Origin of the sequence: Hydrogenispora ethanolica (assembly GCF_004340685.1) — a bacterium.
GTDB classification, from domain to species: domain Bacteria; phylum Bacillota; class UBA4882; order UBA8346; family UBA8346; genus Hydrogenispora; species Hydrogenispora ethanolica.
Window position 1 is genome coordinate 97165 of sequence record NZ_SLUN01000017.1, and the last position, 24415, is coordinate 121579.

Annotated in this window: 17 protein-coding genes; 8 read left to right on the forward strand and 9 right to left on the reverse strand. The window is 57.2% G+C overall.

Annotated elements, in window-relative coordinates; genetic code table 11:
• Positions 1-32: 32 nt before the first annotated feature.
• Together EDC14_RS14420 and EDC14_RS14425 are read right to left on the reverse strand one after the other, a co-directional pair.
• Positions 33-2408 (reverse strand): helix-turn-helix domain-containing protein, encoded by a 2376-nt coding sequence (locus tag EDC14_RS14420; RefSeq protein ID WP_132015004.1) that lies wholly within the window; start codon positions 2406-2408, stop codon positions 33-35.
• A 63-nt stretch (positions 2409-2471) separates the two neighbouring features.
• Positions 2472-3320, reverse strand: a complete 849-nt coding sequence (locus EDC14_RS14425; protein WP_165908028.1) for an AraC family transcriptional regulator — start codon at positions 3318-3320, stop codon at positions 2472-2474.
• 585 nt (positions 3321-3905) lie between these two features.
• On the opposite strand from EDC14_RS14425, the gene EDC14_RS14430 reads away from it, so the two are divergent.
• Positions 3906-5402: a glycoside hydrolase family 28 protein gene (locus EDC14_RS14430; RefSeq protein WP_132015006.1), complete on the forward strand. Its 1497-nt coding sequence runs from the start codon at positions 3906-3908 to the stop codon at positions 5400-5402.
• Between the two features lie 103 nt (positions 5403-5505).
• Here EDC14_RS14430 and EDC14_RS14435 read toward each other — a convergent pair whose 3' ends face one another.
• Positions 5506-6321, reverse strand: coding sequence for a glycosyl hydrolase family 18 protein (locus EDC14_RS14435; protein ID WP_132015007.1), 816 nt, complete (start codon positions 6319-6321; stop codon positions 5506-5508).
• Between the two features lie 436 nt (positions 6322-6757).
• Here EDC14_RS14435 and EDC14_RS14440 point away from each other — a divergent pair, with 436 nt between their 5' ends.
• Both EDC14_RS14440 and EDC14_RS14445 read left to right on the forward strand, forming a co-directional pair.
• Positions 6758-7483, forward strand: coding sequence for a GNAT family N-acetyltransferase (locus tag EDC14_RS14440; RefSeq protein ID WP_165908029.1), 726 nt, complete (start codon positions 6758-6760; stop codon positions 7481-7483).
• 14 nt (positions 7484-7497) lie between these two features.
• Positions 7498-8223: a B3/B4 domain-containing protein gene (locus EDC14_RS14445; RefSeq protein ID WP_132015009.1), complete on the forward strand. Its 726-nt coding sequence runs from the start codon at positions 7498-7500 to the stop codon at positions 8221-8223.
• Here EDC14_RS14445 and EDC14_RS14450 read toward each other — a convergent pair.
• The 5 genes from EDC14_RS14450 to EDC14_RS14470 all read right to left on the reverse strand — a co-directional run bounded on the left by EDC14_RS14450 (position 8210) and on the right by EDC14_RS14470 (position 13920).
• Entirely contained in the window at positions 8210-8689 is a 480-nt protein-coding gene (locus tag EDC14_RS14450) for a PTS sugar transporter subunit IIA (RefSeq protein ID WP_132015010.1), read from the reverse strand. The two genes, EDC14_RS14445 and EDC14_RS14450, sit on opposite strands and share 14 nt — an antisense overlap.
• 91 nt (positions 8690-8780) lie before the next feature.
• Positions 8781-9911, reverse strand: coding sequence for an N-acetylglucosamine-6-phosphate deacetylase (nagA, locus tag EDC14_RS14455; protein ID WP_132015011.1), 1131 nt, complete (start codon positions 9909-9911; stop codon positions 8781-8783).
• A 188-nt stretch (positions 9912-10099) separates the two neighbouring features.
• Positions 10100-11014 carry a DUF7916 family protein gene (locus tag EDC14_RS14460; protein ID WP_132015012.1) on the reverse strand — a complete coding sequence of 305 codons (915 nt, stop codon included), beginning with the start codon at positions 11012-11014 and terminating at the stop codon, positions 10100-10102.
• A gap of 234 nt (positions 11015-11248) precedes the next feature.
• Entirely contained in the window at positions 11249-12661 is a 1413-nt protein-coding gene (gene nagE, locus EDC14_RS14465) for an N-acetylglucosamine-specific PTS transporter subunit IIBC (RefSeq protein ID WP_132015013.1), read from the reverse strand.
• 359 nt (positions 12662-13020) lie between these two features.
• Positions 13021-13920 (reverse strand): BglG family transcription antiterminator, encoded by a 900-nt coding sequence (locus EDC14_RS14470; RefSeq protein ID WP_132015031.1) that lies wholly within the window; start codon positions 13918-13920, stop codon positions 13021-13023.
• 454 nt (positions 13921-14374) lie between these two features.
• On the opposite strand from EDC14_RS14470, the gene ptsP reads away from it, so the two are divergent.
• The 3 genes from ptsP (at position 14375) to EDC14_RS14485 (ending at position 18425) form a co-directional block, all read left to right on the forward strand.
• A complete protein-coding gene (gene ptsP, locus EDC14_RS14475) occupies positions 14375-16081 on the forward strand; it encodes a phosphoenolpyruvate--protein phosphotransferase (protein ID WP_132015014.1) in 1707 nt (568 codons plus the stop codon).
• Positions 16082-16136: 55 nt separating this feature from the next.
• Positions 16137-16400 carry an HPr family phosphocarrier protein gene (locus tag EDC14_RS14480; protein WP_132015015.1) on the forward strand — a complete coding sequence of 88 codons (264 nt, stop codon included), beginning with the start codon at positions 16137-16139 and terminating at the stop codon, positions 16398-16400.
• A gap of 1068 nt (positions 16401-17468) precedes the next feature.
• Positions 17469-18425, forward strand: coding sequence for a L,D-transpeptidase (locus tag EDC14_RS14485; RefSeq protein ID WP_132015016.1), 957 nt, complete (start codon positions 17469-17471; stop codon positions 18423-18425).
• A 924-nt stretch (positions 18426-19349) separates the two neighbouring features.
• Here EDC14_RS14485 and EDC14_RS14490 read toward each other — a convergent pair.
• Positions 19350-19895: a peptidylprolyl isomerase gene (locus tag EDC14_RS14490; protein ID WP_132015017.1), complete on the reverse strand. Its 546-nt coding sequence runs from the start codon at positions 19893-19895 to the stop codon at positions 19350-19352.
• Positions 19896-20140: 245 nt separating this feature from the next.
• Between EDC14_RS14490 and EDC14_RS14495 the strand changes: the two genes are divergently transcribed.
• A complete protein-coding gene (locus EDC14_RS14495) occupies positions 20141-21868 on the forward strand; it encodes an ABC transporter ATP-binding protein (protein WP_132015018.1) in 1728 nt (575 codons plus the stop codon).
• Entirely contained in the window at positions 21865-23799 is a 1935-nt protein-coding gene (locus tag EDC14_RS14500) for an ABC transporter ATP-binding protein (RefSeq protein WP_424337414.1), read from the forward strand. Before EDC14_RS14495 ends, EDC14_RS14500 begins: the two co-directional genes overlap by 4 nt.
• Positions 23800-24415 lie beyond the last annotated feature (616 nt).

The following is a 24415-nucleotide window of genomic DNA, read 5'->3' on the forward strand; positions in this document are numbered from 1 at the left end:
CCTTTGAGCGCGGTGATGGAATGTGCTTTTCGTCAGCCCACCCCGCGGGCGATGTACTCCGACTCTTTGTATTTGCCCGGCGTGGTTCCTTCGTATTTCTTGAAGGCCCGGGTGAAAGTGCGGGTATTGGAATAGCCGACGGCCTTGGCCACTTCGTCGAGGTTATTCATCTGGGTGAAGAGCTCCTTCGATTTTCTCAGGCGCACTCCGTTGATGAAATCCAGCAGCCCTTCGCCCGCTTCTTCCAAAAAGGTGCGCGACAGATGGACCGGATGGACGCCGAACTCCTGGGCGATGGTGGTGATCCCCAGATTGGGATCGGCATACCGTTTCACCACATACTCCACGACCCGGTCTTTCAAAATCATATCCGACTCTTTCACCCGGTTTTTATTGCGCTCCTTGGTCTGGCGCTGGATATAAGCGCAGAAGTTCTTCAAAATCGAGCGCAACTCGGTTTTCATGTCGTTAATCGATTCGCAGGCCAATAGCCGTTCGATGGGGTTGAGTTCCTCCAAAAAGCTCTGGCGCCCGGCGTCATTGATGGAATCGACGGTCTTGATCATCGTGCTGACCAAGTTGAACATCAGGCAGCGGGCGATCTTGACCGGCAAGATCGATTTTTCGAAGTTATTGTGGAAGATCTCGTTCAAAATAAGCTCCGAGCGTTCCAGATCCCCGGTCTTGATGCAATTGATCAGTTGCTGCTCCTTGTCCAGGGGGTAATAATACTCCCCTTTGGGCAGGCCGTTGAGATCCTCGTACAGAATGATCTCCCCGATCTCCAGCAGTTTTTGATACTCCATGGCCTGCAGCGCCTCATGAAACGCCTCCGGGATGCCGGCGAGGGTCGGATGGATATTGCTCGCCGCCACCAGCATCCGGACTTTCAATTTCTCTTTCAACATGGTTTGGGCGGCGCGGGCCACCCGGACCAATTCCGCCCGTTCATTTTGGCCTTCGGCAAAATTGACCAAGCAGACCAGGAAGTCGTCGATATCGGTGAAAAAAGCCTGATTCGTCTCGCCCACCAGACCCGTCACCGAACTCGTCACGAGCGTTTGGAGTTTCTTGAAGTTCTCCACGATCGCGGCGTCGACGGTGGCGCCGGACAGACCGCTTCCGCCCGCCGCGCCGCAGAAATCGGCGATATCGAAAGCCATCACCGCAAAACGGTCGGATTTGAATTGAATGTCGTGAAACGTCAAGCGCTCCTGAATATGCAGCGGATCCGTCTCTTTGCCCTGCAACAGCCGGCTCAAGAAATGCGAACGCAGCAGCTTATTCTGTTGCTTAAGATTCAGGTTCACCTTTTCCAGCTTGGCGTAGGCCCGGGCGATGGCCTGCTGAATAAAGGAGTATTCATTGTTGTCAGCGTCGAAACTGGAACCTTGATACTGTTCCAGCAGGCGGATCAGTTTCTCGAGCGGATTGTAATTCTTGCGCAAAGCGAAATAGGTAATGATTCCGCCGGCCACCAAACAGAGGGCCAGACTGAAAAGGGTCAGATTCCGCACGTAATCGGCCTTCTGCCAAAACACGCTGATGGGCGTGATCACCAGATAACGCCATTCCGATTTCTGGGAGGTAATATAGGAGACCACCGAATCCTTGCCGCCAAAGCGCTGGTGAATAAAGCCGTTCCCATCCCCCAATTTGCTGTAGGGAAGCTCCGAATAATCCTGCAAATGATTGGAAGAAGCCAACACCCGGTTATTCCGGTCCAGGATCAACACGCTCCCCTGGTTAAGCAGGCCGATATCGGTCACGTCGTTGATTAGCCTGGACTCATCCAGCGTAATCACGATGTTGGCCGAAGCCGGTCCCCGGGAAAAGAGGGGGATCGTCCGGAAAAAGGCGATGGTATGGGCCACCTCGCCGAGACTGTTTTCATACCGGATAGGCAGCGCGGCATCGCGGTAACGGGCGCTGACGAGCCGCAGCCACTGGGAATAGGTCATTCCGGTACCCGCGAAATACATGGTGTAATAGGATTGGCTGTCAAAGCTTCCTTCGGCCGAGATGATCCGGTCGATGTTTTTGAGGTAAATATAGAAATCATCGATGGAATTGTTGAGCATCTTATAGGTTTGGAGATTGCGGACCAGTTGGTAAAGGTTATACGGATTTAGCTGGGCGGGCCGCTCCATTTTCAGCAGCTCGTTCACCCGCGGATTGACCGCGATCTCATTGCTCAACCGCGCCGCTTGCTCAAGCAGGCTGTCCATCTGTTGTTGGACTTTTTTTAAAAGAAAGGAGTTGGAGTTGGTGATCTCTTTCTCCAAAACATTGGTGGTCATCAGGTAGACGAATCCGGAGATCGAAACCGGCACCAGCAATAAAAGGATGTAATATAACAGCCAGGTAAACATGACACTATGCCGTTTGGGCAAAGCAGGTGAAATCATCGTGAGTGAACCTCCCGAATTGAAATCACACTGCGGTCTCGACCGCTACCGCAGCGTCACGGTTTAACCGTTTTGTTTGCGATATTGAAGGGGTGTCTGTCCGGTGATGCCTTTAAAGACCCTGCCAAAATGGGCCACATTGCCAAAGCCCACTTTTTCAGCGATAGTAATCACTTTGGTGCGACTCTCCCGCAACAGTTTTTGCGCCTCTTTGATCCGGATGTTATTCAGGTACTCGATAAAGGAAAAACCGGTCACCTCCTTGAAGATTCGGCTCAGATAATACGGACTGATAAAAAAGCGCTTGGAGAGAAACGTGAGCGTGAGGGTCTCCGAATAATGTCCGTTAATATATTGCGCGACTTCCGACACTTTCTGATGCATCGGGCTGGGATGATCAAAAATATTCGTCTGATTTTGCTCCAAATAACGGGCCATGTAGACCAGAAACTGCATCAGCAGCGCTTGAAACGCCATTTCATAACCGGTTCCTTTCACCTGGGCCTCTTGGAGCATCTTGCGGAACAGATCCTCGACGAAATTGCGCCCCGACAACGAGAGCCGGACCAAAGGATTACCGTTCTTAAAAAGCAGCGTCAGGATTTCCGGTAACATGCCGCCGCGGGTCATGATGAAATCCTCGGTGAAATAGATCAGCACCCGTTCATGGTCGGGCACTCCGGTATCAGTGGTTTTATGCAGTTCATACTGATCGATGAAGATGAGGTCCCCTTTGGTCACGTAAAAGGTGCGATCCTTGATGAAGTAGTAGCGCTCTCCGGAAAGCAGGTAGTAGATTTCGTAATAGTTATGAAAATGATTTCCGGCCATATTGTAATGACCGGATACTTTTTTATTGGAGACCTTGAACGTGTTGACAGCATTTTTAAACTCGCAATGTAACTGCGTCATCTTCATCACCCTGATGCAATTTTAACATTTTGTAAATTGGACGCAAAGCAAAATATGTGAGGTATTTTGAATAATCACAAAAAATGCAAGAAATTTAGTTCCGTCATCCTCTGGCCGTATCCCCGCTCGTTGCCGGCCCCATCCTTCATCAGCGGTTAACCCCTCCCGTCCTCCGCCGCGCCGCCCACCAAACTATCCGTATCTCGGGCTTTCCAAACCCTATGCCGTCGGTACGGAGTCTGTCCCCCATTTTTCGGCGTCGATCAAAGCTTTTTAGAAAATCATTAAAAATTTTGAGCGGTTTCGGTCTCGTTTCCGCAAAATATGTTCAAAAAATAAAAAATCCACAAAAAAGAAGCAGATTATCCACTGAAAAATTAGTATGATATTAATCAGTTATCATGCGGTTTTACTTGCCCGCTCCATCCAGGGGCAGAGTCGAGCGGTGTGCTGTATCATTGGGCAACCGGGTAAGGATGTAACGGTTTAGGATAACGGAATATAACCAAACCGCAACGTTCATTCCTACTGGATGTCCGGGTCAAGATTTTTTCATCTTATAGATGTTTGGAGGGCTCGATAGGTATGACAGCTGAGTCTGTAAGCATTACTGAGTTCGGGGCTTTGCCCGACGGAGAAACCTTATGCACCGAGGCCTTTCATGCCGCGGTGCAGGCTTGTTCCGCGGCAGGCGGCGGGGTGATTCATGTTCCGGCGGGAACCTTTCGTACCGGCCCGATCCGTCTGGCCAGCAATATTACCCTCCATATTGCGGCCGGAGCCAGAGTGGTCTTCAGCGCGGATCCCGCCGACTTTCCAGTGGTCTTTTCACGCTGGGAAGGGGTGGAGCGGGAAGTCTTCTCGCCGCTGATCTACGGCAAAGATCTTCAAAATGTCACGCTCACCGGCCATGGAGTGCTGGACGGCCAAGGCGAGCCTTGGTGGGTGAGCTTTCGGCAAAAGAACCTGCCATACCCCAGGCCCTGCTTCATCGGATTTGACGATTGTACGAACGTATTAATTGAGGGGGTAACGCTCGTCAATTCACCGGCCTGGACCATCCATCCGGTCGCTTGTGAAAATGTGACAGTCCATCACATCTCCATTCGAAACCCGGCGCTCTCTCCGAATACCGACGGGATCAACCCCGACTCCTGCCAGAATGTACGCATCACCAATTGCCAGATCGATGTGGGAGACGACTGCATTACGCTAAAATCCGGCACCGAGGAGTGCGGTCGCCGGATTCCCTGCGAAAACATCACCATCACCAATTGCACCATGATTCATGGCCACGGCGGCGTGGTGATCGGCAGCGAAATGAGCGGCGGCGTCCGGAATGTCGCCATTTCCAATTGCGTCTTTGAAGGGACCGATCGCGGCATCCGCCTCAAATCAAGGCGCGGCCGCGGCGGCGTGGTCGAGGATGTGCGGGTCGACAACATCATTATGAAAGACGTGCTCTGCCCCATCGTCATGCACCTGTATTATCACTGCGGTCCGGGCGGGAAAGAGCCCCAGGTAGCGGATCAGAATTCTCATCCGGTCACCGAGCGGACGCCGGCTTTCCGCCGGATTCACCTCAGCAATATTACGGCCCGGGAGGTCCGAACCGCCGCCGCCTTTCTATTCGGCCTGCCCGAACTGCCGATTTCCGAGATAACCCTCGATAACGTCGTGATCCAAATGGCGGAGGCGGCCGCTCCCGAGTACCCGGACATGATGACCCATCTTGAGCCCATGGCCAAAAAAGGACTGCTCTGCGCCAATCTGCAGGGGCTCGCCTTGCATCACGTCTTCGTCTCCAACCAGGACGGCCCGGCTTTCCGGATCACCCGCTCCGCCGATGTGGAGTTGGCGCGGTGCATGACCGCGAACTCCGATCCGGAGCAACCCGTCGTCCAGCTGGAGGATGTTAACCGCGCCTTGCTCCACGGCAACTGGCTGGCGGACGACAGCGGGATTTTTCTGGAGTTGAAGGGCTCCGCCAATCAGCGGATCGAGCTCTTCGGCAACAGCCGGACCATTGGATCCGAACAGATCCGGTTCAGCGACGGCGCCTCCGAATCCGCCTTGCTCTGACGCGCCGTCCCTCTATCTTTTCCAAGCTTGATCGTAAAAAAAGCCTCCTGAAACCGCAGTGGTTCACGGGAGGCTTGTTGCTATGAAGGGAAAACGGTGGCTGTCAGCGGCCGGTTACATTCATGGCCCGTTGTAAACAATTGGCCCACGGCGTTCCCACAGTATAAACATACTCCCAGCCGTCCACCCCGCCGAAATCGGGGTACTCCTCGGCCAATTCCCGGACGGTCAGGGCTAACGAGCCGGGATCGATATAACCTTCACCGGCCTGGGGCCCGGTAAGACTCCCCGCCACCAGACGGTGCGGCTCGAAACCGGCCCGGATCGCTCTCCGGTAATCCGCCGGAGTCTGCAGGCTGCCAAATCCGCTGTAAAACTGGACATTGAACCAATTGACGCGTCCCCGGGTATTCTCCAGGATCTTCTGGTACAGACCCGGGGGCCCCGGCCCTTTTCCCCAAATTTGCCGAGCGACCGGCGCCATGGTGATGATCAGCTTACGACCGGCGCGTTCCGACAGATCGCTGATTAATTGCGAAAAAAGCTGCTCCGGATCATAGGGGACTTCCCACCATTCCTCCCAGTCCAGATCGATGCCATCCAGCTGATAGGCGTCGATTACATGAAGCAGCGTCTCTACCGCCGTGCAGGCGTTTTGGTGAATGTAGCGCCAGGTGCCGTTACCGGCTCCGCCAAGCATCATCAATATTTTCCGGCCACTCTCCCGCACCGCGGCGACATCCCGCCAGAGCCCGGCGAAACGGGGCGCGTCCGGCGAGTCATTATGGAATCGGATCGCTCCGTCCGCTTGGAAATGAAAAGCAGCGACGATCACATGGGTAAACGGTTTGGCGAGCGTTCCCGCCAATGGATGGGTCTGGTCCTGATAGTAAATGACATTCCGGTGTCTGCCTTTCATTTTTCATCTCCTCTCACCGGCTTTCCACTGCATGGTGTCCCACACTATCTTTATTACGATCCCTTGGCAAGGGAACCGCGCCGCAGGCACATTTGCAACCCGGCGCTCCAGATATATAGGATGAAATAAATTTCTGTACTAAAGATTTGCATTCCTAAGGCCGAATGCAAAGGAATAAAAAACGGAATTTATTTCATCCTATTTCAGCGGTAATAAGTTGAATTAAATTCCTTAATTTATCCATCATGGCCGGTTTTAGGGACATGATGCATAACAGATATTTAATTCAACTTATATAGCTTCCTGGCGTGCGGCGATGCATTGCATCCCAAGATTTAACATCGGGTTACATTTTTCCCAAAGAATTGCCACTCCCGGCATTCTTTCCTATAATGGGGGTATGGCTTCGCAACAATCTCCACTACGAGGTGCGATAATGAATTCCTTATCCGATATTCTGCCATTGCTCGCCCAGGACCCGCTGCGAAACTGCAACCTGATCAATTTTTGCCGTTCCTATCCGGTCAGTTCCATCCGGGTCGAAGGAAGCTCCGTACTCATCCGCGGCCGGAGCGACCAGGACTGGATATATATCAGCAGTGTAGCGCCGGCTGAATTTGCCGCGCTCACCCGCGAGCTCGAGCCGTCCGATCAATATTTTGCGATTTTGGAAGACTGGATGGTGGCGCAATTGCCCGGAAAAGAGAAGGTCGATTGGCAGCTCTCCTGTCTCAAGCTGTATCTGCCGGAGCGGACGGCTCTCCCGGACGGCCCGTTCCGGGGCCTGCGCCGGCTGGCGCCCGCGGATGCCGCCTATCTCTATCAGCACTCCCATTATCAGTCCTTTACTTCGATTGCCTACATCGACGAACGGATCCGCAACGGCGTCGGCTACGGAATCCCCGCCGGCGACGGGGCATTGGCCGGCTGGGTGTTGACGCAGGACGACGGGGCGATCGGCTTTCTGAACGTACTCCAGGAGTACCGCTGCCAAGGCTACGGACGCCAGCTGCTTTCCGCCATCTGTCAGCGTCTGCGGCAGGAGGGACAACTGCCCTTCTTGCACATTGAGGAGGACAATCTGCCTTCCATGAAGCTGGCGCTAGGAATGGGCTTCGTTCCCGACCGCCGCATCCATTGGTTAAAACTAAAATCAAGTTAACTGGAGAATTGGTGATGGCACAACCTTTCAACGCCACGGTCGCGCCGGAGATCGACGCTTTGGGAATCCCGGTGGTCTTCTTCGTCATGCGCAACCTTTCCAATCGGCTCGCGGACCCGGAATTTGACCGGTTGAAACGGGCCGCCACCTCCGCCCTGCTGGCGCGGCTGAGTCCGGAGGAGCTTGCCGCCGATCCGGTGCTGGCCGGTTATCATCGCTTGCACGAACGGATCGCTTGCCCCCGGAACCGGACCACCATCCCGGCGCCGGAGAACCTGCTGAAATTTCTCGCCAAAAAGGGCGAATTGCCCCGGGTGAACCTGCTGGTGGACATCTATAATTTAATCTCAGCCGAGACCCGCCTGGCCATGGGCGCTCATGATCTGGAGCGGATCGCCGGCAACGTCCGCTTCCGGCTCACCGACGGCAGCGAGCTCTTCCATCCGCTGGGTGATGGGCCGCGAGCGGCCCGGGCCGGGGAATATGCCTATATCGACGAGGCCGATGAAGTGCTCTGCCGGCTGGAAGTGCGGCAGGTGGAGAAGACCAAAGTCACGGAAGAGACACGGCACTGTTTCTTCATTATCCAAGGAAACGAAACGACCGGCTCCGCCATGCTTCAGGCGGCAACCGGCCGTTTAATCCGCCGGATCCAGGAGTTCTGCGGCGGGGGAATTGAGATGCTGCACTGTCCGTGGCCGGATCCGCAGCACCCGGCGGAATTGGCTATTTCAAGATAACCTCGGCCACTTTGGAATGGGGATTGACCGGACCATAGCGGCAGGATACCGATTTCACCCGGTCCATGTTGGTAATGATCATCGGCAGCGCGGTCGACTTCGCTTTTTGGCCGATCAATGCCAGATCGAAGGTCATGAGCTTATCGCCGGCCTTTACTTTTTGACCGGCTGTCACAAAGCTCTCGAAACCCTCCCCTTTCATGCCCACCGTGTCGATCCCGATATGCAGCAAGATCTCCAGGCCTTCCGCCGTCCGGAGGCCAATGGCGTGCTTAGTCGGAAAGACCTGCACGATCTCGCCGTTGACCGGGGAATAAAGAACTCCTTCCGCCGGGTCAAAGGCCAGGCCGTCCCCGACGATCTTTCCGGCGAACACTTCATCGGGCACCGTCGCGATATCGACAGCCTTTCCCGCGACCGGAGCTTGCAATACGATAGTCTTCTTCTTGTTGAAAAAACTGAACATGAGGTTCCTCCTCGATCGTTACGTCAGGATATCTTTGATCTCTGACAAGATGTTGTTCTTTGGCAATGTTTTCAAGCAATAAGCTGTTTTTTCACATTGCTTGATAAACAAGTTGCCCGGCGACATAGGTCCGGATGACGTTCAACTCCTCGTCCAGCAGGACAAAATCGGCGTCCTTGCCAACGGCGATCCGGCCCTTTTGGCCGAATCCCAGACAATTGGCGGGATTGACGGTGGCCAGGCGCAACGCTTTCTCCGGCGGGAGGCCGGTATTTTGGGCGAAGTTGCGGACCGCGCGGTCCAGGGTGAGCACGCTGCCGGCCAAGGTGCCATCGCCGAGCCGGGCCTGCCCGTCGTGGACCTGGACTGCCTGGCCCCCCAGATCATATTGGCCGTCCTGCAAGAGACAGGCCCGCATGGCGTCGGTGATCAGGACCACCCGGTCCAGCCCCTTGTTCTTCAGCAACAGCCGTTGCATCTCGGGATGGACATGGATATTATCGGCGATCAACTCGCAGGTCACGTCGTACAGTAATGCCGCGCCGACGACTCCCGGCTCCCGGTGGTGCAGCGGCGACATGGCGTTAAACGTATGGGTGATCTGCGCCGCCCCGGCGACGATGGCCGCCGCCGCTTCCGCCAGCGTCGCATCACTGTGGCCGATGGCCACCCGGATCCCCTTCCGGCAACAGCTGCCGATAAAATCGATGCTCCCCTGCTGCTCCGGGGCCACGGCAATCATCCGGATGATGTCGGAATAGGGCTCAATGAGGCTGAAATCGGGATTCAAAATATAGGTTTCATCCTGGGCGCCTTTATAGGCCCGGCTGATAAAGGGTCCTTCCAGATGGCAACCGAGGATCCGGGCCCCGCCGGGCTCCGGGCGGTAGTTGCGGATCCGTTCCAGCGCGCCCATGATCCGCTGGAACTCCATGGTCATGGTGGTGGCCAGAAAAGCCGTCACTCCCGTCCGCACCAGGGCTTTGGCGATTTCCCCCAGCGCGCGCGGGTCTTCGTCCATGGTATCATACCCGGCGCAGCCGTGAATATGAAGATCGATCAGGCCGGGCGCCAAATACATCCCGTCTCCGTCCAGCCGCTCAATTCCCGGAGCCAAGTCCGCCCCGGCTCCAATCTCAACAATCCGGTCGTCAAAGACCACCGCGCGGTCTTCGAGGACTCCCGACTCGGTAACCAAACGAATGTTTTTGAAGGCTTGCATGAAACCACTCCTCCGAATCCCAATTGGCCGTTGCGGTCGTAACATTCCAACCGTAGCGGCGTATTTTCTTGATTGATGAAATGAAACGGACCGGACCCTCCGCCTTCCCTGCGGTGGCACAGTGAAAAAGCGGCAGCCTCGCCCGTTTCATCGCATGAAACAAGAAAACGGTTGCGGCGGGGCAACGGTCAGCGGTTTACCGACCGCGCCATGCGCGCATAGGTGTGCCGTTTGCCCCGGATCGCAATGCTATAGCTCATGATATTCTCGGGAACCGCCATACCCGGAAACCCGGCGTCCCCCAAATGATGCAGGTCGGTCCCGGTCATCTTGCACATCAAGGCAATCTGGCGGATCGTCTGCTCGTCGGCGCCCTCCTGGGAAGTTCCGATCGCGGTCATGGTCAGGCCGCCCGAACGGTGGACCGTCCGCACCAGCTCCCGGACCGCTTCCGGCGTAATTCCGGGCACGGTCCCCGGAGCCGGCAATAAAATGATGTCCGCGCCAGCCGCCCGAAACTGCCCCAGCTCTTCCTGGGTGATGATATCTTCGCCCAGTTCCGTCATAATTCCTGCCGCATGCATCTTTCCGGCGCCGATGATCAGCCGGTCGCCCACGGCTTCCCGGATGGCGGCGATGGCTTTTAAAATTCCCCGGTTGCTGACGGCGGTGGCCGGATTGCCGGTCAGCATCACAAAATCGGCGCCCAGCTCGCAAGCGCGCCGGGCGGTCTCGGCATTGGCGCGCCTGCCCCTGCTCAAGGAGACGGTTTCCACGGGCGAGCTTTCGTCCGCCACCGGTTCCAGATTGACCCCCACGATCCGGCCGGTCAACCGTTTTAACTCCCGAATCCGTTCCTCCGGCGCGACCGCGGTCAGACCGTTCACCACCGGCTCAAAGACGTCGAACATATTCAGCAACAGGATATCGGCGCCGAAGGCGCAAGCCACTTCGGCATTGGTGACGCTATGCAAGAGCGGTTGAAAAGCGCCGATGACCTCGCTGACGATGACCCGGCCCTCGCTGGCCCGGATGGCGGTCAACAGCTCGGCCTTGGTCATGGCCTCCAGATCGCTGCGGTCGCAGTCCAGTAAACGTTTCATTCCGACGGCCCCCTTCTTCCCTGAAAACCGGTTCCTCCTGCGGTTGGGCTCCAATTCATTTGGGATAACGTATGAAAACGCCGCAAGTTTCCGATATTCCTTCGATGTCAGATGAATTCATTATTCCGAAACAACTTTCTTGCCGTAAAGCATGGCCGGAAAAGAGCAAAAATTCCCAAAAAGAGGTGGAAAAGCGGCACAGGAGCCGCGAAGCTCCTGTGCCTTGGCTATAAATTATACGCTCAGACCTTTATTGCTCATGACCGCCTTCATGTGGGTGACCAGCGGATCGGCCACGGTTCCGACGACGATCTGGAAGTTGTTGCCCGGCATCTTCAGCACGGCGGTGGCGCCGAGCGCCTTCAGTCTGGCCTCGTCGACCTTGGAGCCGTCCTTGACGGTGACCCGGACCCGGGTGATGCAGGCATCGACCACGGTGATATTCTCTTTGCCGCCGATGGCCTTGAGGATCTCCACGGCGCGGTCTTTCAGATCGCTCTGGCCCAAGCCGAGCAGTTCGGCGGATTCCTCATCCTCGATCCGGCCCGGGGTGGGGATATTGAATTTTTTGATGCAGTACAGGAAGACAAAGTAATAGACCACCGCAAAGATGACGCCGAGAATCAGCGCTTCCAGCGGCTTCTGCGAAATATTGAAGCTCAGCACATAGTCGATCAGTCCGGCCGAGAAACCGAAACCGATTTTGATGCCCATGGCGGCGGATACCGCCAGGGAGATGCCGGTCAACAGGGCGTGCATGACGTAAAGCACCGGCGCCAGGAACATGAAGAGGAACTCGATCGGCTCGGTGATGCCGGTCAGCAGCGAAGTAAACGCCACGCCCAGCAGCATGCCGGTGACGGCTTTGCGGTTCTCGGGCTTGGCGGCGGAGATCATCGCCAGACAGGCCGCGGGCAGGGCGAACATCATAATCGGGAAGAACCCGGTCATAAAGGTTCCGGCCGTGGGATCGCCGGCGAAGAAACGGGAGAGGTCGCCGGTGATCACTTTGCCGGCGGCGTCGGTGAACTGGCCGAACTGGAACCAGGTGAAGGTATTAATCACATGGTGCAGGCCGAAGGGGATGAGCAACCGGTTCAAGGTGCCGAAGAAGAAACCGCCGATTGAGCCGGAATTGGCGATCGCGGTGCCGAAGGCATTGATGCCGTCCTGGATCAAGGGCCAGATATAGCCGGCCAAGACGCCCAGGATCAACGCATAAAATGAAGTAATGATCGGCACAAAGCGTTTGCCGCCGAAAAATCCCAGAAAATCGGGGACTTTAATCGCTTTATACTTGTTGTAAAGAACGCCGGCCATGATACCGGAAACGATACCGGCCAGGACTCCCATGTTGATGTGTTCGTTGAAGGTACCCGCCACTTTGGTCAGGACAAAGTAGCCCACCGCCGCGGCCAGACCGGCCACGCCGTTGTTCTCTTCGGCGAATCCGATCGCAATGCCGATGGCGAATAACAACGCCAGGTTGCCGAAGATCGCGTCGCCGGCGGCGAACATCCATTTCAGATTGAGGACGTCGCCCGCTCCCAAGCGCAGCAGGAGCGCAGCCGCAGGGAGCACGGCCACCGGAGTCATCAATGCTTTCCCCAGCTTTTGAATACTAGCCATCCAATTTTGCTGTGACATTCCATTCCCTCCATTTTTTTATTTCCAACCCGGCTTGTGCCGGAGTCAGTACGTGATTCAGAGAATTTCAAATTACCATAACATTCCCTTCGCCACACAATATATAGTGAGTAGCCCGGATATATCAATCAATATATTGTGGTGCGAAGCTTTTTCGAAGCGATTTGAAATTCTCTCGATTGGCGGGCGAACCCGCTGCGGCTCCCGAGCAGGCGGACCATCCGTTCATCCGCTCATTGCGCTAAAAATTCCGGAAAAAATAAAAAAAGCCGAAAAGTATACACTTTCCAGCTTTTGCCCATGGGTAGCACGCTAGTTCAAATTAACAAATATGCTATTAATTTGATTTTAAGCGATTGTTAAATATTTGTCAAGCCGGTGGCGACGTTTTTTAAGCGCTCGATATGCAACGCGATATAACCGGTCTCGGCGTCGGGCACTTTCAGGCGCAACTCCTCGGCCATCAGGCCGGAGATTCCCTGGGCCAGCTTGTATGAGGCCTTGTAGGTCCGCTTGATGGAGGAGAGCAGATCGTTGCGGATCGGAATGTTTTTGGTGATCCGTTCCACCGCGAAGCGGATATGGGAGATGAAACGGACGTAATCGATGGACTTCCGGTCGATCGACAGCCGCAGCTCGGACTCGATCAGCTCCAACGCGCTGTTGCAGATGGAAGCGCATTTGATGGTGTTGGACAGCTTGCCGTTATTGCGGAGCGAGTGGATATGCAGGGCGATAAAGCCGATCTCGCTCTCCGGAATCTCCAGCTTCAAGGCTTCGGAAAGCATGGCCACGGCCTTCCGGGCGATGGCGTATTCCCGGCTGTAGAGGGTTTCGATCTCCACGATAAAGGGATTCTCGATCTGATCGTTGCGGCGCAGCCGGTAGATGGTGAAAGCGATATGGTCGATCAGGCGGATGTGGGTCTCGGCATTGACCGGATCGTCGATCTCCGTGCTGATCATGCAGAGAACCTCTTCGCAGAGGCCGATCAGGTCGGGGTCGACCGCCTCCATCAGTTGATCGAATTTGGCGCTGGTTTCGTGGCTCTCCATCCCGAAGATCTTGTCGAAGACCGTGGCCTCGTCGATCCGGTCGCCGGTGCGGCGGCCGAAACCCAGCCCCTTCTTGATCAGGATCTTCTCGGCGCCATGATGTTTCGCCAGCAAGACATTGTTATTAAAGACCTTGACGACTTCATATCCGTGACCGGCCTCCGGCAAAACATCACCCCCCAGTGGATGGAATAATACTCCCATAATATTAACCATATTATAACATACCCCCATCAAGATGCAAGCCAAGCAGCGTATTTCCCAGGGCTGCGTCAAAGTCAAAAATAAACCGAAAACGAGTCTTAAGATTGATTACTCCCGCAGAGGCGCAAAGGCGCAGAGTTTAGTCGCATAAAATCAACATCGTTTCGTTTTTTCTCAGCGTCTCTGCGGGAGAATGAATGGATGGGACTTTGGCGTACCCCTGCGTATTTCCCAAGGCGGGCCGCTGCCCCGTTGCGTCAAAAAGTACCGGGCGGAGATCCGCGCCGCCGCTCCCAAAAAGGGGTTGCCAAAAGCCCGCCGATTGGGTAAAATGAAGGGGAAAAGAAGATGAACCAAGGTTTCGCGCGGTGTGTTACTGATCTTCAGGCATTAACCTCGAACCCCTCTTTTTGGGTATGAGTTAATGCTTTTTTCATTGGAAAAGGAGGACATCATGATACAAGGAATTCCCGCCTCAGCCGGAATCGCCATCGGAAACGCCTATCGCCTGGAGCAGCATAGCCTGGCGGTGGTCCGGCGGGAGATCGCCGACCCTGGGGCCGAACAGGCGCGGTTTCAGGCCGCGGTCGATCGCGCCGCCTCCCAGATCGCAGCCCTGGTGGAGCGGGCGAAAGAAACGGCCGGCCCGGAACAGGCGGCGATCTTCGAGGCGCACGGGATGATGCTGGCCGATCCCGAGCTGCAATCGGCCGTGGCCGCCCTGATCGCCTCGGAAAAAGTCAATGCCGAATACGCCCTCAAGACCGTGATGGATCAATATATCGACCTGATCGGGCAGGCGGAGAGCGACTATCTCAAGGAGCGCGCCGCCGATCTGCGCGATGTGGCCGGCCGGGTCACCGCCGCCTTGCAAGGCGTTCCCTACCAGACGCTCTCCGGGATCAACGACCCGGTCATTCTGGTCGCCGACGACCTGCTGCCGTCGGAAACCGCCCAGCTGGACCGGAGCAAGGTCCTGGGCATCGTCACCGCCCTCGGCGGCCCCACCTCGCATACCGCGATCATGGCCCGCACCTTCGGCCTCCCGGCGGTGGTCGGCGCGGCCGAGGCCCCGGCCCTGATCCGCAGCGGCGATCCCCTGATCGTGGACGGCGCGGCCGGACGGGTCATCGTCCAGCCCGCTCCCGAGGAGCGCGAAGCCTACGCCGCGGCCAGAGCCCGTTTTCTGGAGGAACGGGCCCAGCTGGCCGCCTTGAAAAACGCCCCGGCGGTGACCCGGGACGGACACCCGGTCGAGCTGGCCGCCAACATCGGCGGCCCCAAGGAAGTGCCCCTGGCGCTGGAGCATGGAGCCACGGCCATCGGATTGTTCCGCACCGAATTTCTGTATATGGATCAGGCCAGCGCTCCCTCAGAGGAGCAGCAATTCAAAGCTTACCAGAGCGTGCTCGCCCAAATGGGGGAACGGCCGGTGATCGTCCGCACCCTGGACATCGGCGGCGACAAACAACTACCCTATCTGCCCATCGGCGCGGAGCTCAATCCCTTCCTGGGCTACCGGGCGCTCCGGCTCTGCCTGGACCGGCGCGACCTTTTCAAGACCCAACTGCGCGCCATTTACCGGGCTTCGGTCCACGGCAACCTGCGGATCATGTTTCCGATGGTCTCCGGGGTCGAGGAGTTGCGGGCCGCCAAAGCGGTGGCGGCCGAGGTCCGGGAAGAGCTGGCCGCGGCGGGAATCCCCTTCCGGCCCGACGTCCCCTTGGGGATCATGATTGAGATCCCGGCGGCGGCGCTCATCTCCGACCTGCTGGCGCAGGAGGCCGATTTCTTCAGCATCGGCACCAACGACCTGATCCAGTACTCCCTGGCGGTCGACCGCACCAATCAAAAAGTGGCCGCGCTTTACAACCCGTTCCATCCCGGCGTATTGCGGCTCTTGAAGCTGACCGTCGACAACGCCCACCGCGCCGGCAAATGGGTGGGGCTCTGCGGCGAGACGGGCGGCGATCCCCGGCTGATCCCGGTCCTGGTCGGCCTGGGCCTGGACGAACTGAGCATGAATGCCGGCGCGCTGCCGGCTGCCAAAAAACGCCTGCGCGAACTGGATTTCAAAGCCTGCGCCGAGCATGCCCGGCACGCGCTGGGACTGGCCACCGCGGCGGAGATCGAAGCGTATCTGGCGGAATCGATCCGCTAAAATATCGGGAATTCCCCGAACCAACCGCAAGTGAGAGCGAAGGAGGTTTTTTCCCATGAAAGAGGTCACCTTAACCGTGAAAAGCGAGAACGGCATGCACGCCCGTCCGGCTTCCCTGCTGGTCAGCCAGGTCGGCAAGGTCAAATCGGATGTCGTCATCCGCAAGGGCGAACAAGAAGCCAACCTCAAAAGCCTGCTGGGCCTGTTAAGCCTGGGCGTCTGCCAGAACGACACCATCGTCATCCGGGTCAGCGGCGGAGACGAAGCCCAGGTTATGGACCAGATCATCCGGAGCGGCCAGGAATACGGCCTGTGGTAACCGGCGCCGGCCCTCTTCCGTAAGCCCCGGTTACCCGGTCCGAAACTCGCCCGGCTCCCGCTCCTTCGCGAAGCGGCGGCCGGGCATCCCCGGCCCCGGCATCCCGAAGCTCTCCCCGGCGGCGTTCCCGTTCCGCCGGCAGCCTCCGCAGCCTTTCCTGGCGCTCTAGAAGTTCCGCCATCCGCTCCGGAAATTCTTCCCTAAGTTCCGGAAATTCCGCTTTTCATCCCGGAAGATCCGCTTTCCGTCCCGGAAGTTCTTCCTTGTGCTCCGGACGATCCTCCCGGCGTTCCGGAAGTTCCTCCTTCCCCTTGCGACGCTCCTCCCTCGGGACGCAATGTCATCAAGCGATAATTACATATTTTGAGACGAACGCTATCTGTCCAGTATACAGCGACAAATGCGGGAAAAGCTTGAGGTGCCTAAGAACAACCTCACCCCGGCCCTCTCCGACGATGTTATTTCAAAGAAGCGGATTCAGCGGAGAGGGATGACGGAGCTTGAAACTTGGGCCTCTTGAAAACTTCAGCGAATGGCCTAAAAGATAGGCCCGAGTTTCGGGCGATTCACCTCTCCCCGTCGAATACTCTTCTTCGAATCGGCATCGCCGGGGACCAAAACCAGGGAAGGTTCAAGTTCCGACGTCCAGGATGGGATCCGTCGGAAGAGGCCGGGAGAGAGGTCGCTTTTGGAGTTCGCAGCTTGTCATGAAATTCATTTCCCTTTTTGTTCCACAATAGCTTGATCCTGAATCCGTGATGAATCTGTTTATACAAGGCGAAACGCTGCCGCAAGTTCTTCGGTTTTCCTTGGTAGTCTAAAGTGGTCACGGATTCGGCTTGATGACATTGCCCCCGTGGGAACAATGCATCCCCTTCCCGGCCTTCCAGATCTGGTCAAACCTGCCCGCCGCGCCTGGGCCTTCCTTCGCTGACACCACTTACCGAGAGGGAAGCCGCCGCCAGTCCCGAAATTTTTCAAGAGGCAGTCCGGCGGGACGGAAGCCCGCCGCTGCCCGATCGATCATCCAGATCATTCAATTATTTTATAAGGAGCGAGCGTCACAGCATGAAAGGAAAACTGAAACAAAGCGGTTTATCGGCTCTGGCTGTCCTGGGCCTGGCCGGAATGCTGCTGGCCGGCGGGATTCCCGCCCGGGCGGCAGTTCCGCAACCGGTCGTGACCCATACGGTGGGAACGGGCGATTCCCTCTACGGCATCGCCGGCAAGTTCGGCGTCAGCGTCAATGCGTTAAAGCAGGTCAACCCGCTGGGAGCGGATTGGCTGGCCCCGGGCCAGGTCCTGATCATTCCCGGCCCCGGTGCCCGGCCCGCGAACCACACGGTCCAGAAGGGCGAGAGCCTTTACGCCATCGCCCGGAAGTTCGGCCTCGCCACCCTGGAACTGATGGCGGCCAATGGGCTGACCGCCACCCTGATCAACCCCGGCCAGGTCCTAACCCTGCCCGATAGCGCAGCGCCCGCCGCCACCGGCCGGACGCTGGCGCAGATCCTGGCCGCCAAAGGGCTGCCGGCCCCGGCGCCCCTGCAGATCGTGGTCGACAAATCCGCCCACCGCTTGTCGGTCTTCGCCGGAGACGGCTGGCTCAAGTCCTACCCGGTCCAATTGGGCGGCGGCGGGTCCGGCCCCAAGCAGACCCAGGGCGACCACCGGACGCCCCAGGGCTTTTTCTATATCGTCCAGAAAGCGGTGCTCCAGCCGGCGGACGAGTTCCTCGGCTCCCGCTGGCTGCGGCTGGGCTATCCGAATATCGGCGATGCCATCCGCGGCGTCAGCGGCCGGCTGATCGGCGCCGCCGAGTATCAAACGATCGTCACCGCTTTTCGAGATAAGACCGTTCCGCCCCAGTACACCGCGCTGGGCGGCGGCATCGGCATCCACGGCGGCGACCGGCCCAGCCTCGGCCCGGACTGGACCTGGGGCTGCATCGGCCTGAGCGATCCGGACGTGGAAGACCTCTATCCCCACGCCACTCCGGGCACCCCGGTGATCATCCTGCCCTGAGGCGGCCCGATCGCTTTTCGTTTCAGAGTGTCACAAAAACCCCGGGATAACAAGGTTCCCCTTCCACTTCCTGATCCGCTTCCTTCAAAGGAGAATGGCACTCCGGTAACGATTGGCTCCCAAGTGGCTCAAGGGGTGAGTTCCGCTGGCCCAAAACCAGACTCGCCCCCTGAGTTTCACCGGATAAGGGATTCGTTTGAAGGCTCAATGAGATCGTTTTGTGGATAAACGAGCTCGTTCAGTCGCTCAACAAGCTCTTTTTGTGGAAAAAGAGTTCTTTCAATCGTTCAGCAAGCTCTTTTTGTGAATGAATGAGCTCTTTCAGTCGCTGAACGAGCTCTTTTTGTGGATAAATGAGCTCGTTTTGTGAATGAAAGAGCTCTTTTTCGGAAGAATGAGCTCTTTCAGTCGCTGAGCGAGTTCTTTTTGTGAATAAATGAGTTCTTTTTGTGAATAAACCATCTGTTGCTGTGGATAAATGGGATCGTTCAATGGAGTTAATGAATTTAGGCTGTGGATAAGTCGGGGAAGCCCCCGGTAAACCAAGGTTCCCCTTTTTCGCTTCCTTGAGCCGCGTGCTTCAAAGAGAGGGGAAGCCGCTCCGGTGACGATTGGCTCCCCAGTGGTTCAAGGAGTGAGTTCAGCTGGCCCAAAATCGACTTACCCTCTGAGTTTCATTTGCATCAGGCGATTCGGAAGATTTTGGTTGCACACGGAAAGTCCCTTTCGTAAGCCCGCTCGGTGCAGCCCTCATCCCCAGCCCTTCTCCCGGCATCGGCCGGGAGAAGGGTGTCGAAGCTTGTTATCCTTGCCAATCCGTTCCCAAAACCCTCTACCGGCCTTTGACGGGAGAGGATCGGCGCAGGTTTTTTTGCGCCGAGGTGAGGGCATGCGCCGGGGTGAGGGCTGCCTCGAAGCGACGGATTACTCGGCGGAGTCCACCCGTTTGGCGGATACGATCTTGACCGGCTCGACCGGAACGTCTTCGTAATAGCTGACCGAATGAGTGGGGACTCCCTTGATCCGGTCGACCACATCCATCCCGGCGGTGACGGTGCCGAACACACAGTACCCGAAGCCTCCGGCGCTGTTGTCGCGGTGGTTGAGAAACGGGTTATCGACTACATTAATGAAGAATTGGGAGGTGGCGCTGTCAACCACTTGGGTCCGGGCCATGGCGATGCTGCCCCGGCGGTTGCTGAGTCCGTTGCCGGCCTCGTTTTTGATGGGCGCCGCATTGGCCTTCTCGGTCATGTCCTCGGTCAAGCCGCCGCCTTGAATCATGAAGTTGGCGATGACCCGGTGGAAGACGGTGCCCGCATAAAAGCCGGTATCGACATAATGCAGGAAATTGGCGACCGTCACCGGTGCCAACTCGGGAAAGAGCTCCAACCGGATCGTGCCCAGCGAAGTCTCCAACTCCACTTGCGGATTGGCGGAGCGCCCGGTCTCCGAAGTACTTTGCGTCATGAAACGATCTCCTTTGCAATATCATTGGACTGTTCAAAACCAATGGTAGTATTATACACTATAACGCCGGAGCAATCACTTTATTCTTGCCGCGGCTGAAAAAATCATTGCCCTTCCATCGTTTCCGCGCATTTCAGAGCGGGATCGTCGAAAGAGATGTCGAATCGGGGATTAACTCCCGGCCGGCCTGACAAACTAATACGGCGGTAATGGACGAAATGGATGATGGGGGAGGGAGCGGCTTCATGTTCAAATTGATCAAGTTCTTAAAGCCTTACCGGCTACCCGTGGCGATTGTCCTGGTGCTCATGTTCATCCAGGCTCTGACCGAGCTTTATCTGCCGTCCTTGATGGCGGATATTGTGGACACGGGAATCGTGAAAGGAGATACCGCCTACATCGTGCGGACCGGCGCTGTGATGTTGGGGGTCGCGGCCCTTGGCACCATCTCCGCCGTCATCGCCGGTTTTTTCTCCGCCCGCACGGCGATGGGCTTCGGCAAAATCCTGCGGGACCGCCTCTTTGCCCATGTGGAGAGCTTTTCGTTGCACGAGTTCGACAGCTTGGGCACAGCCTCGCTCATTACCCGGACGACCAATGACATCACCCAAATCCAGACCGTGGCGATGATGTCCTTGCGGCTGTTTATCACCGCCCCCATCATGGCGCTGGGCGGGATCATCATGGCGGTCTCCGAGGATCCCGAATTGTCCTGGGTCATTGTGGCGGCCGTGCCCGTGCTGAGCCTGGCGGTTTTTCTCGTAGCCGGCCGGAGCGTGCCGTTGTTCAAAATCATCCAATCCAAGCTGGACAAATTGAATCAAGTGCTTCGGGAAGAATTGACCGGGATCCGGGTCATCCGCGCTTTCAACCGGATTGAGCATGAACGGCAACGCTTCGTCCGGGCCAATGCCGACCTGACCGATACCTCCATCCGGGTCAATAAAATCATGGCCGCCCTGATGCCCCTGATGATGCTGGTGATGAATCTGACGACCATCGCCATTGTCTGGTTCGGCGGGCTGCGAATCGATGCCGGCAGAATGCAGATCGGCTCGCTGATGGCCTTTCTCCAATATGCGATGCAGATCATGTTCTCCATGATCATGGTCTCCATGATGTTTGTCCTGCTGCCCCGGGCCGCGGCGTCCAGCGCCCGCATTAATCAGGTGCTGGATACGGCGCCGGAGATCCATGACCCGCCCCGGGCCAAAGGGACCGGGGCGAAACGGGGCTTCCTGGAATTCCTGGATGTGACTTTCCGTTATCCCGGCGCGGAACAACCCGCTATCCGCCATGTCTCTTTCAGCGCCGGTCCCGGGGAGACGACCGCGATCATCGGTGGCACCGGCTCCGGCAAGTCGACCTTGATTCACCTGATCCCCCGCTTCTATGATGTCGACAGCGGCAGCATTCTGGTGGACGGAGTCGATGTCCGGGAATTGCCCCAGTCCGATCTGCGTTCCCGGATCGGTTTGGTGCCGCAAAAGGCGATCCTCTTTACCGGCACCATCGCCGATAACATCCGTTACGGCAAGGCCGACGCCAGCGACGCCGAGGTCCGTCACGCCGCCGAAGTCGCTCAGGCCAGCGAATTTATCAGCGCGATGAGGGACGGCTTTGACTCGCTCATCGCCCAGGGCGGCACCAATGTCTCCGGCGGCCAGAAACAACGGCTGGCAATCGCCCGGGCCTTGGTCCGGCGGCCGGAGATCTTCCTCTTTGACGACAGTTTTTCGGCGCTGGATTTTAAGACCGACGCCAATTTGCGGGCCGCGCTCAAACGGGAGATCGGCGGCGCCACCCTGATCATCGTGGCCCAGCGGGTCAGCACGGTGATGGATGCCGACCGGATCATCGTACTGGACGAAGGCCGGGTCGCGGGCACCGGCACCCATTCGGAACTGCTGAAGACTTGCGCGGTGTACCGTGAGATTGTCGCTTCCCAACTTTCCGAGGAGGAGATCGCTTGAGCGAGGAGCGTGACGCGTTCAAAAAACCGGACCGGGGATTGTCCGGGAACCGGCCGGGGAGCGGTTTCTTCAGCGGCCGCAACCCGCTGGGAATGCCGGGCGAAAAGCCCAAGAATTTCAACCGTACCTTGAAACGGCTGATCGATTATCTGAAACCGCAACGTTTCCGGTTATTGGCGGTGCTGGCCGCCGCCATCCTGGGGTCGTTCTTCAATATCGTCAGCCCGAAGCTCCTGGGCAGAGCCACCACCAAGCTCTTCGAAGGGTTGGTCCTGAAGTTGCGGGGCATTCCGGGAGCGGGAATCGATTTCGCAGCGATTTTCCGGATCGTGCTCCTGCTGGTGGCGCTCTATCTTCTCAGCGCCCTCTTCCTCTATCTGCAGCAGTTCATCATGGCCGGCGTGGCCCAACGGACCGTCTTCGACCTGCGCAATGCGGTCCAGGACCGGCTGTCCCGCTTGCCGCTGCAGTTCTTCGATTCACGGACCCACGGCGAGATTCTGAGCCGGGTCACCAATGATATCGATACCATCAGCACCACCTTGCAGCAGAGTCTGACCCAATTGATCACGGCGCTGGTGACCGTGGCCGGCGTGGTCATCATGATGCTGACGATCAACGTCTGGCTGACCCTGCTCACGCTGATCACCCTGCCGCTCATCATCCTGGCCACCAAGGCGATCGCCTCGCGCTCCCAAAAACACTTTTCCGGCCAGCAAGCGGCGCTCGGCCGTTTGAACGGCCACGTCGAAGAGATGTATACCGGCCACCCGATCGTCAAGGCCTTCGGCCGCGAATCTGAATCGATCGCCGCATTCAACGCGGTCAATGAGCAATTGTATCAGTCGGCCTGGCGGGCCCAGTACATCTCCAGCATGATCATGCCGCTGATGACCTTCATTAATAACCTCGGATATGTGTTGATCAGCGTGGTCGGCGGCATTCTGGTGACCGGCCGGGCTTTGGCCATCGGCGACATCCAGGCCTTTGTCCAATATTCGCGGCAGTTCACCCAGCCGATCAACCAGACCGCCAACATCGCCAACATCCTCCAATCGACGGTGGCGGCGGCGGAACGCGTCTTCGAACTGCTCGACGAGGCCGAGGAGATCCCGGACGCCGAGTCCGCCAAGGTACTCGACCTGCCGCAAGGGGCGGTCCGCTTCGAGGGGGTCCGGTTCGGCTACAAACCGGAAGTTCCGCTGATCGAAAACATGAATATCGACGTTCAACCGGGCCAGACCATCGCCATCGTCGGCCCGACCGGGGCCGGCAAGACGACACTGGTCAACTTATTGATGCGGTTCTACGAGATCGGCGGCGGCCGGATCACCGTGGACGGCGTGGATATCCGGGAGATCCGCCGTTCCTCCCTGCGCCGGATCTTCGGCATGGTGCTCCAGGATACCTGGCTCTTTCACGGCACGATCCAGGAGAATATCGCCTACGGCAAAGAGGGCGCCTCCCCCGCGGAAGTGGTCCGGGCCGCCAAGGCCGCTCACGCCGACCATTTCATCAGGGCGTTGCCCGACGGCTACCAGACGCTCCTCAACGAAGAGGCCTCCAACATCTCCCAGGGCGAGAAACAGTTGTTGACCATCGCCCGGGCCTTTTTGGCCGATCCGGCCATTTTGATCCTGGACGAGGCGACCAGCAGCGTCGACACCCGGACCGAGGTCCATATCCAGAAGGCCATGCGCGAACTGATGAAGGACCGGACCAGCTTCGTCATTGCCCACCGGCTCTCCACCATCCGCGACGCCGATCTGATTCTGGTGATGAACCAGGGCAAAATCATTGAGATGGGAACCCATCAAGCGCTCCTGGCGAAGCACGGTTTTTACGCCGATCTCTACCATAGCCAATTCAGCGGAACCCCTCCCGGCGCAGCGCCGCCCCCGGAGGACGGGTATGTGCTCAAACCGGTTTAGCCGCTTCGCGCGGCTGCTTTTCACGGGCGAACGACCCGGGGCCCGGCTTCGCCCGCTCATAGAAAAATCCCGGCAGCCTCCGCTGGTACGCGTTGGCTGCCGGGATTTTGTTTTCAGAGTATCAAATTTACTCGGCAAACACCCTATTGTTCTGTACCACCAAGTAGTCCCCCACCCCAGTATAGCTGGGGCAATCGAAAGGATGAAAATAAGCCATTTTTATTCTCCCGCAGAGGCGCAAAGACGCAGAGTTTTTAATATGATAATCCCCTCAATCATTAGTATTCGTTCTTTCTCTGCGTCTCCGCGTCTTGGCGGGAAGATTATTCTTTTAGATTTATTTTTCCCTGTTGATACATGATTCATTTTTAGATAGGAATGAAGGATAAGTCATGACGCCTATGGACCTAACCCTCGCCCTTCCCCGGAGCAGCCTATGAAAGAAGATGATTCAAGGGGAAGGGTAACCTTGGGCTTCGAACTCAAAAAGCTGACTTTCCCCCGAATTGCTAGACACTCAGAAGAGGATGTACAATACATCATAAGGAGCTGAGTGAAAATGGCAAAAGAGAAACGGGTATTTACAAAAGAGTTCAAAGAGCAAGCCGTACAACTC

Coding starts and splice junctions, on each gene's coding strand:
- EDC14_RS14420 (WP_132015004.1), bottom strand. CDS start 2,408: ATGATTTCACCTGCTTTGCCCAAACGGCATAGTGTCATGTTTACCTGG.
- EDC14_RS14425 (WP_165908028.1), bottom strand. CDS start 3,320: ATGACGCAGTTACATTGCGAGTTTAAAAATGCTGTCAACACGTTCAAG.
- EDC14_RS14430 (WP_132015006.1), top strand. CDS start 3,906: ATGACAGCTGAGTCTGTAAGCATTACTGAGTTCGGGGCTTTGCCCGAC.
- EDC14_RS14435 (WP_132015007.1), bottom strand. CDS start 6,321: ATGAAAGGCAGACACCGGAATGTCATTTACTATCAGGACCAGACCCAT.
- EDC14_RS14440 (WP_165908029.1), top strand. CDS start 6,758: ATGAATTCCTTATCCGATATTCTGCCATTGCTCGCCCAGGACCCGCTG.
- EDC14_RS14445 (WP_132015009.1), top strand. CDS start 7,498: ATGGCACAACCTTTCAACGCCACGGTCGCGCCGGAGATCGACGCTTTG.
- EDC14_RS14450 (WP_132015010.1), bottom strand. CDS start 8,689: ATGTTCAGTTTTTTCAACAAGAAGAAGACTATCGTATTGCAAGCTCCG.
- nagA (WP_132015011.1), bottom strand. CDS start 9,911: ATGCAAGCCTTCAAAAACATTCGTTTGGTTACCGAGTCGGGAGTCCTC.
- EDC14_RS14460 (WP_132015012.1), bottom strand. CDS start 11,014: ATGAAACGTTTACTGGACTGCGACCGCAGCGATCTGGAGGCCATGACC.
- nagE (WP_132015013.1), bottom strand. CDS start 12,661: ATGTCACAGCAAAATTGGATGGCTAGTATTCAAAAGCTGGGGAAAGCA.
- EDC14_RS14470 (WP_132015031.1), bottom strand. CDS start 13,920: ATGGGAGTATTATTCCATCCACTGGGGGGTGATGTTTTGCCGGAGGCC.
- ptsP (WP_132015014.1), top strand. CDS start 14,375: ATGATACAAGGAATTCCCGCCTCAGCCGGAATCGCCATCGGAAACGCC.
- EDC14_RS14480 (WP_132015015.1), top strand. CDS start 16,137: ATGAAAGAGGTCACCTTAACCGTGAAAAGCGAGAACGGCATGCACGCC.
- EDC14_RS14485 (WP_132015016.1), top strand. CDS start 17,469: ATGAAAGGAAAACTGAAACAAAGCGGTTTATCGGCTCTGGCTGTCCTG.
- EDC14_RS14490 (WP_132015017.1), bottom strand. CDS start 19,895: ATGACGCAAAGTACTTCGGAGACCGGGCGCTCCGCCAATCCGCAAGTG.
- EDC14_RS14495 (WP_132015018.1), top strand. CDS start 20,141: ATGTTCAAATTGATCAAGTTCTTAAAGCCTTACCGGCTACCCGTGGCG.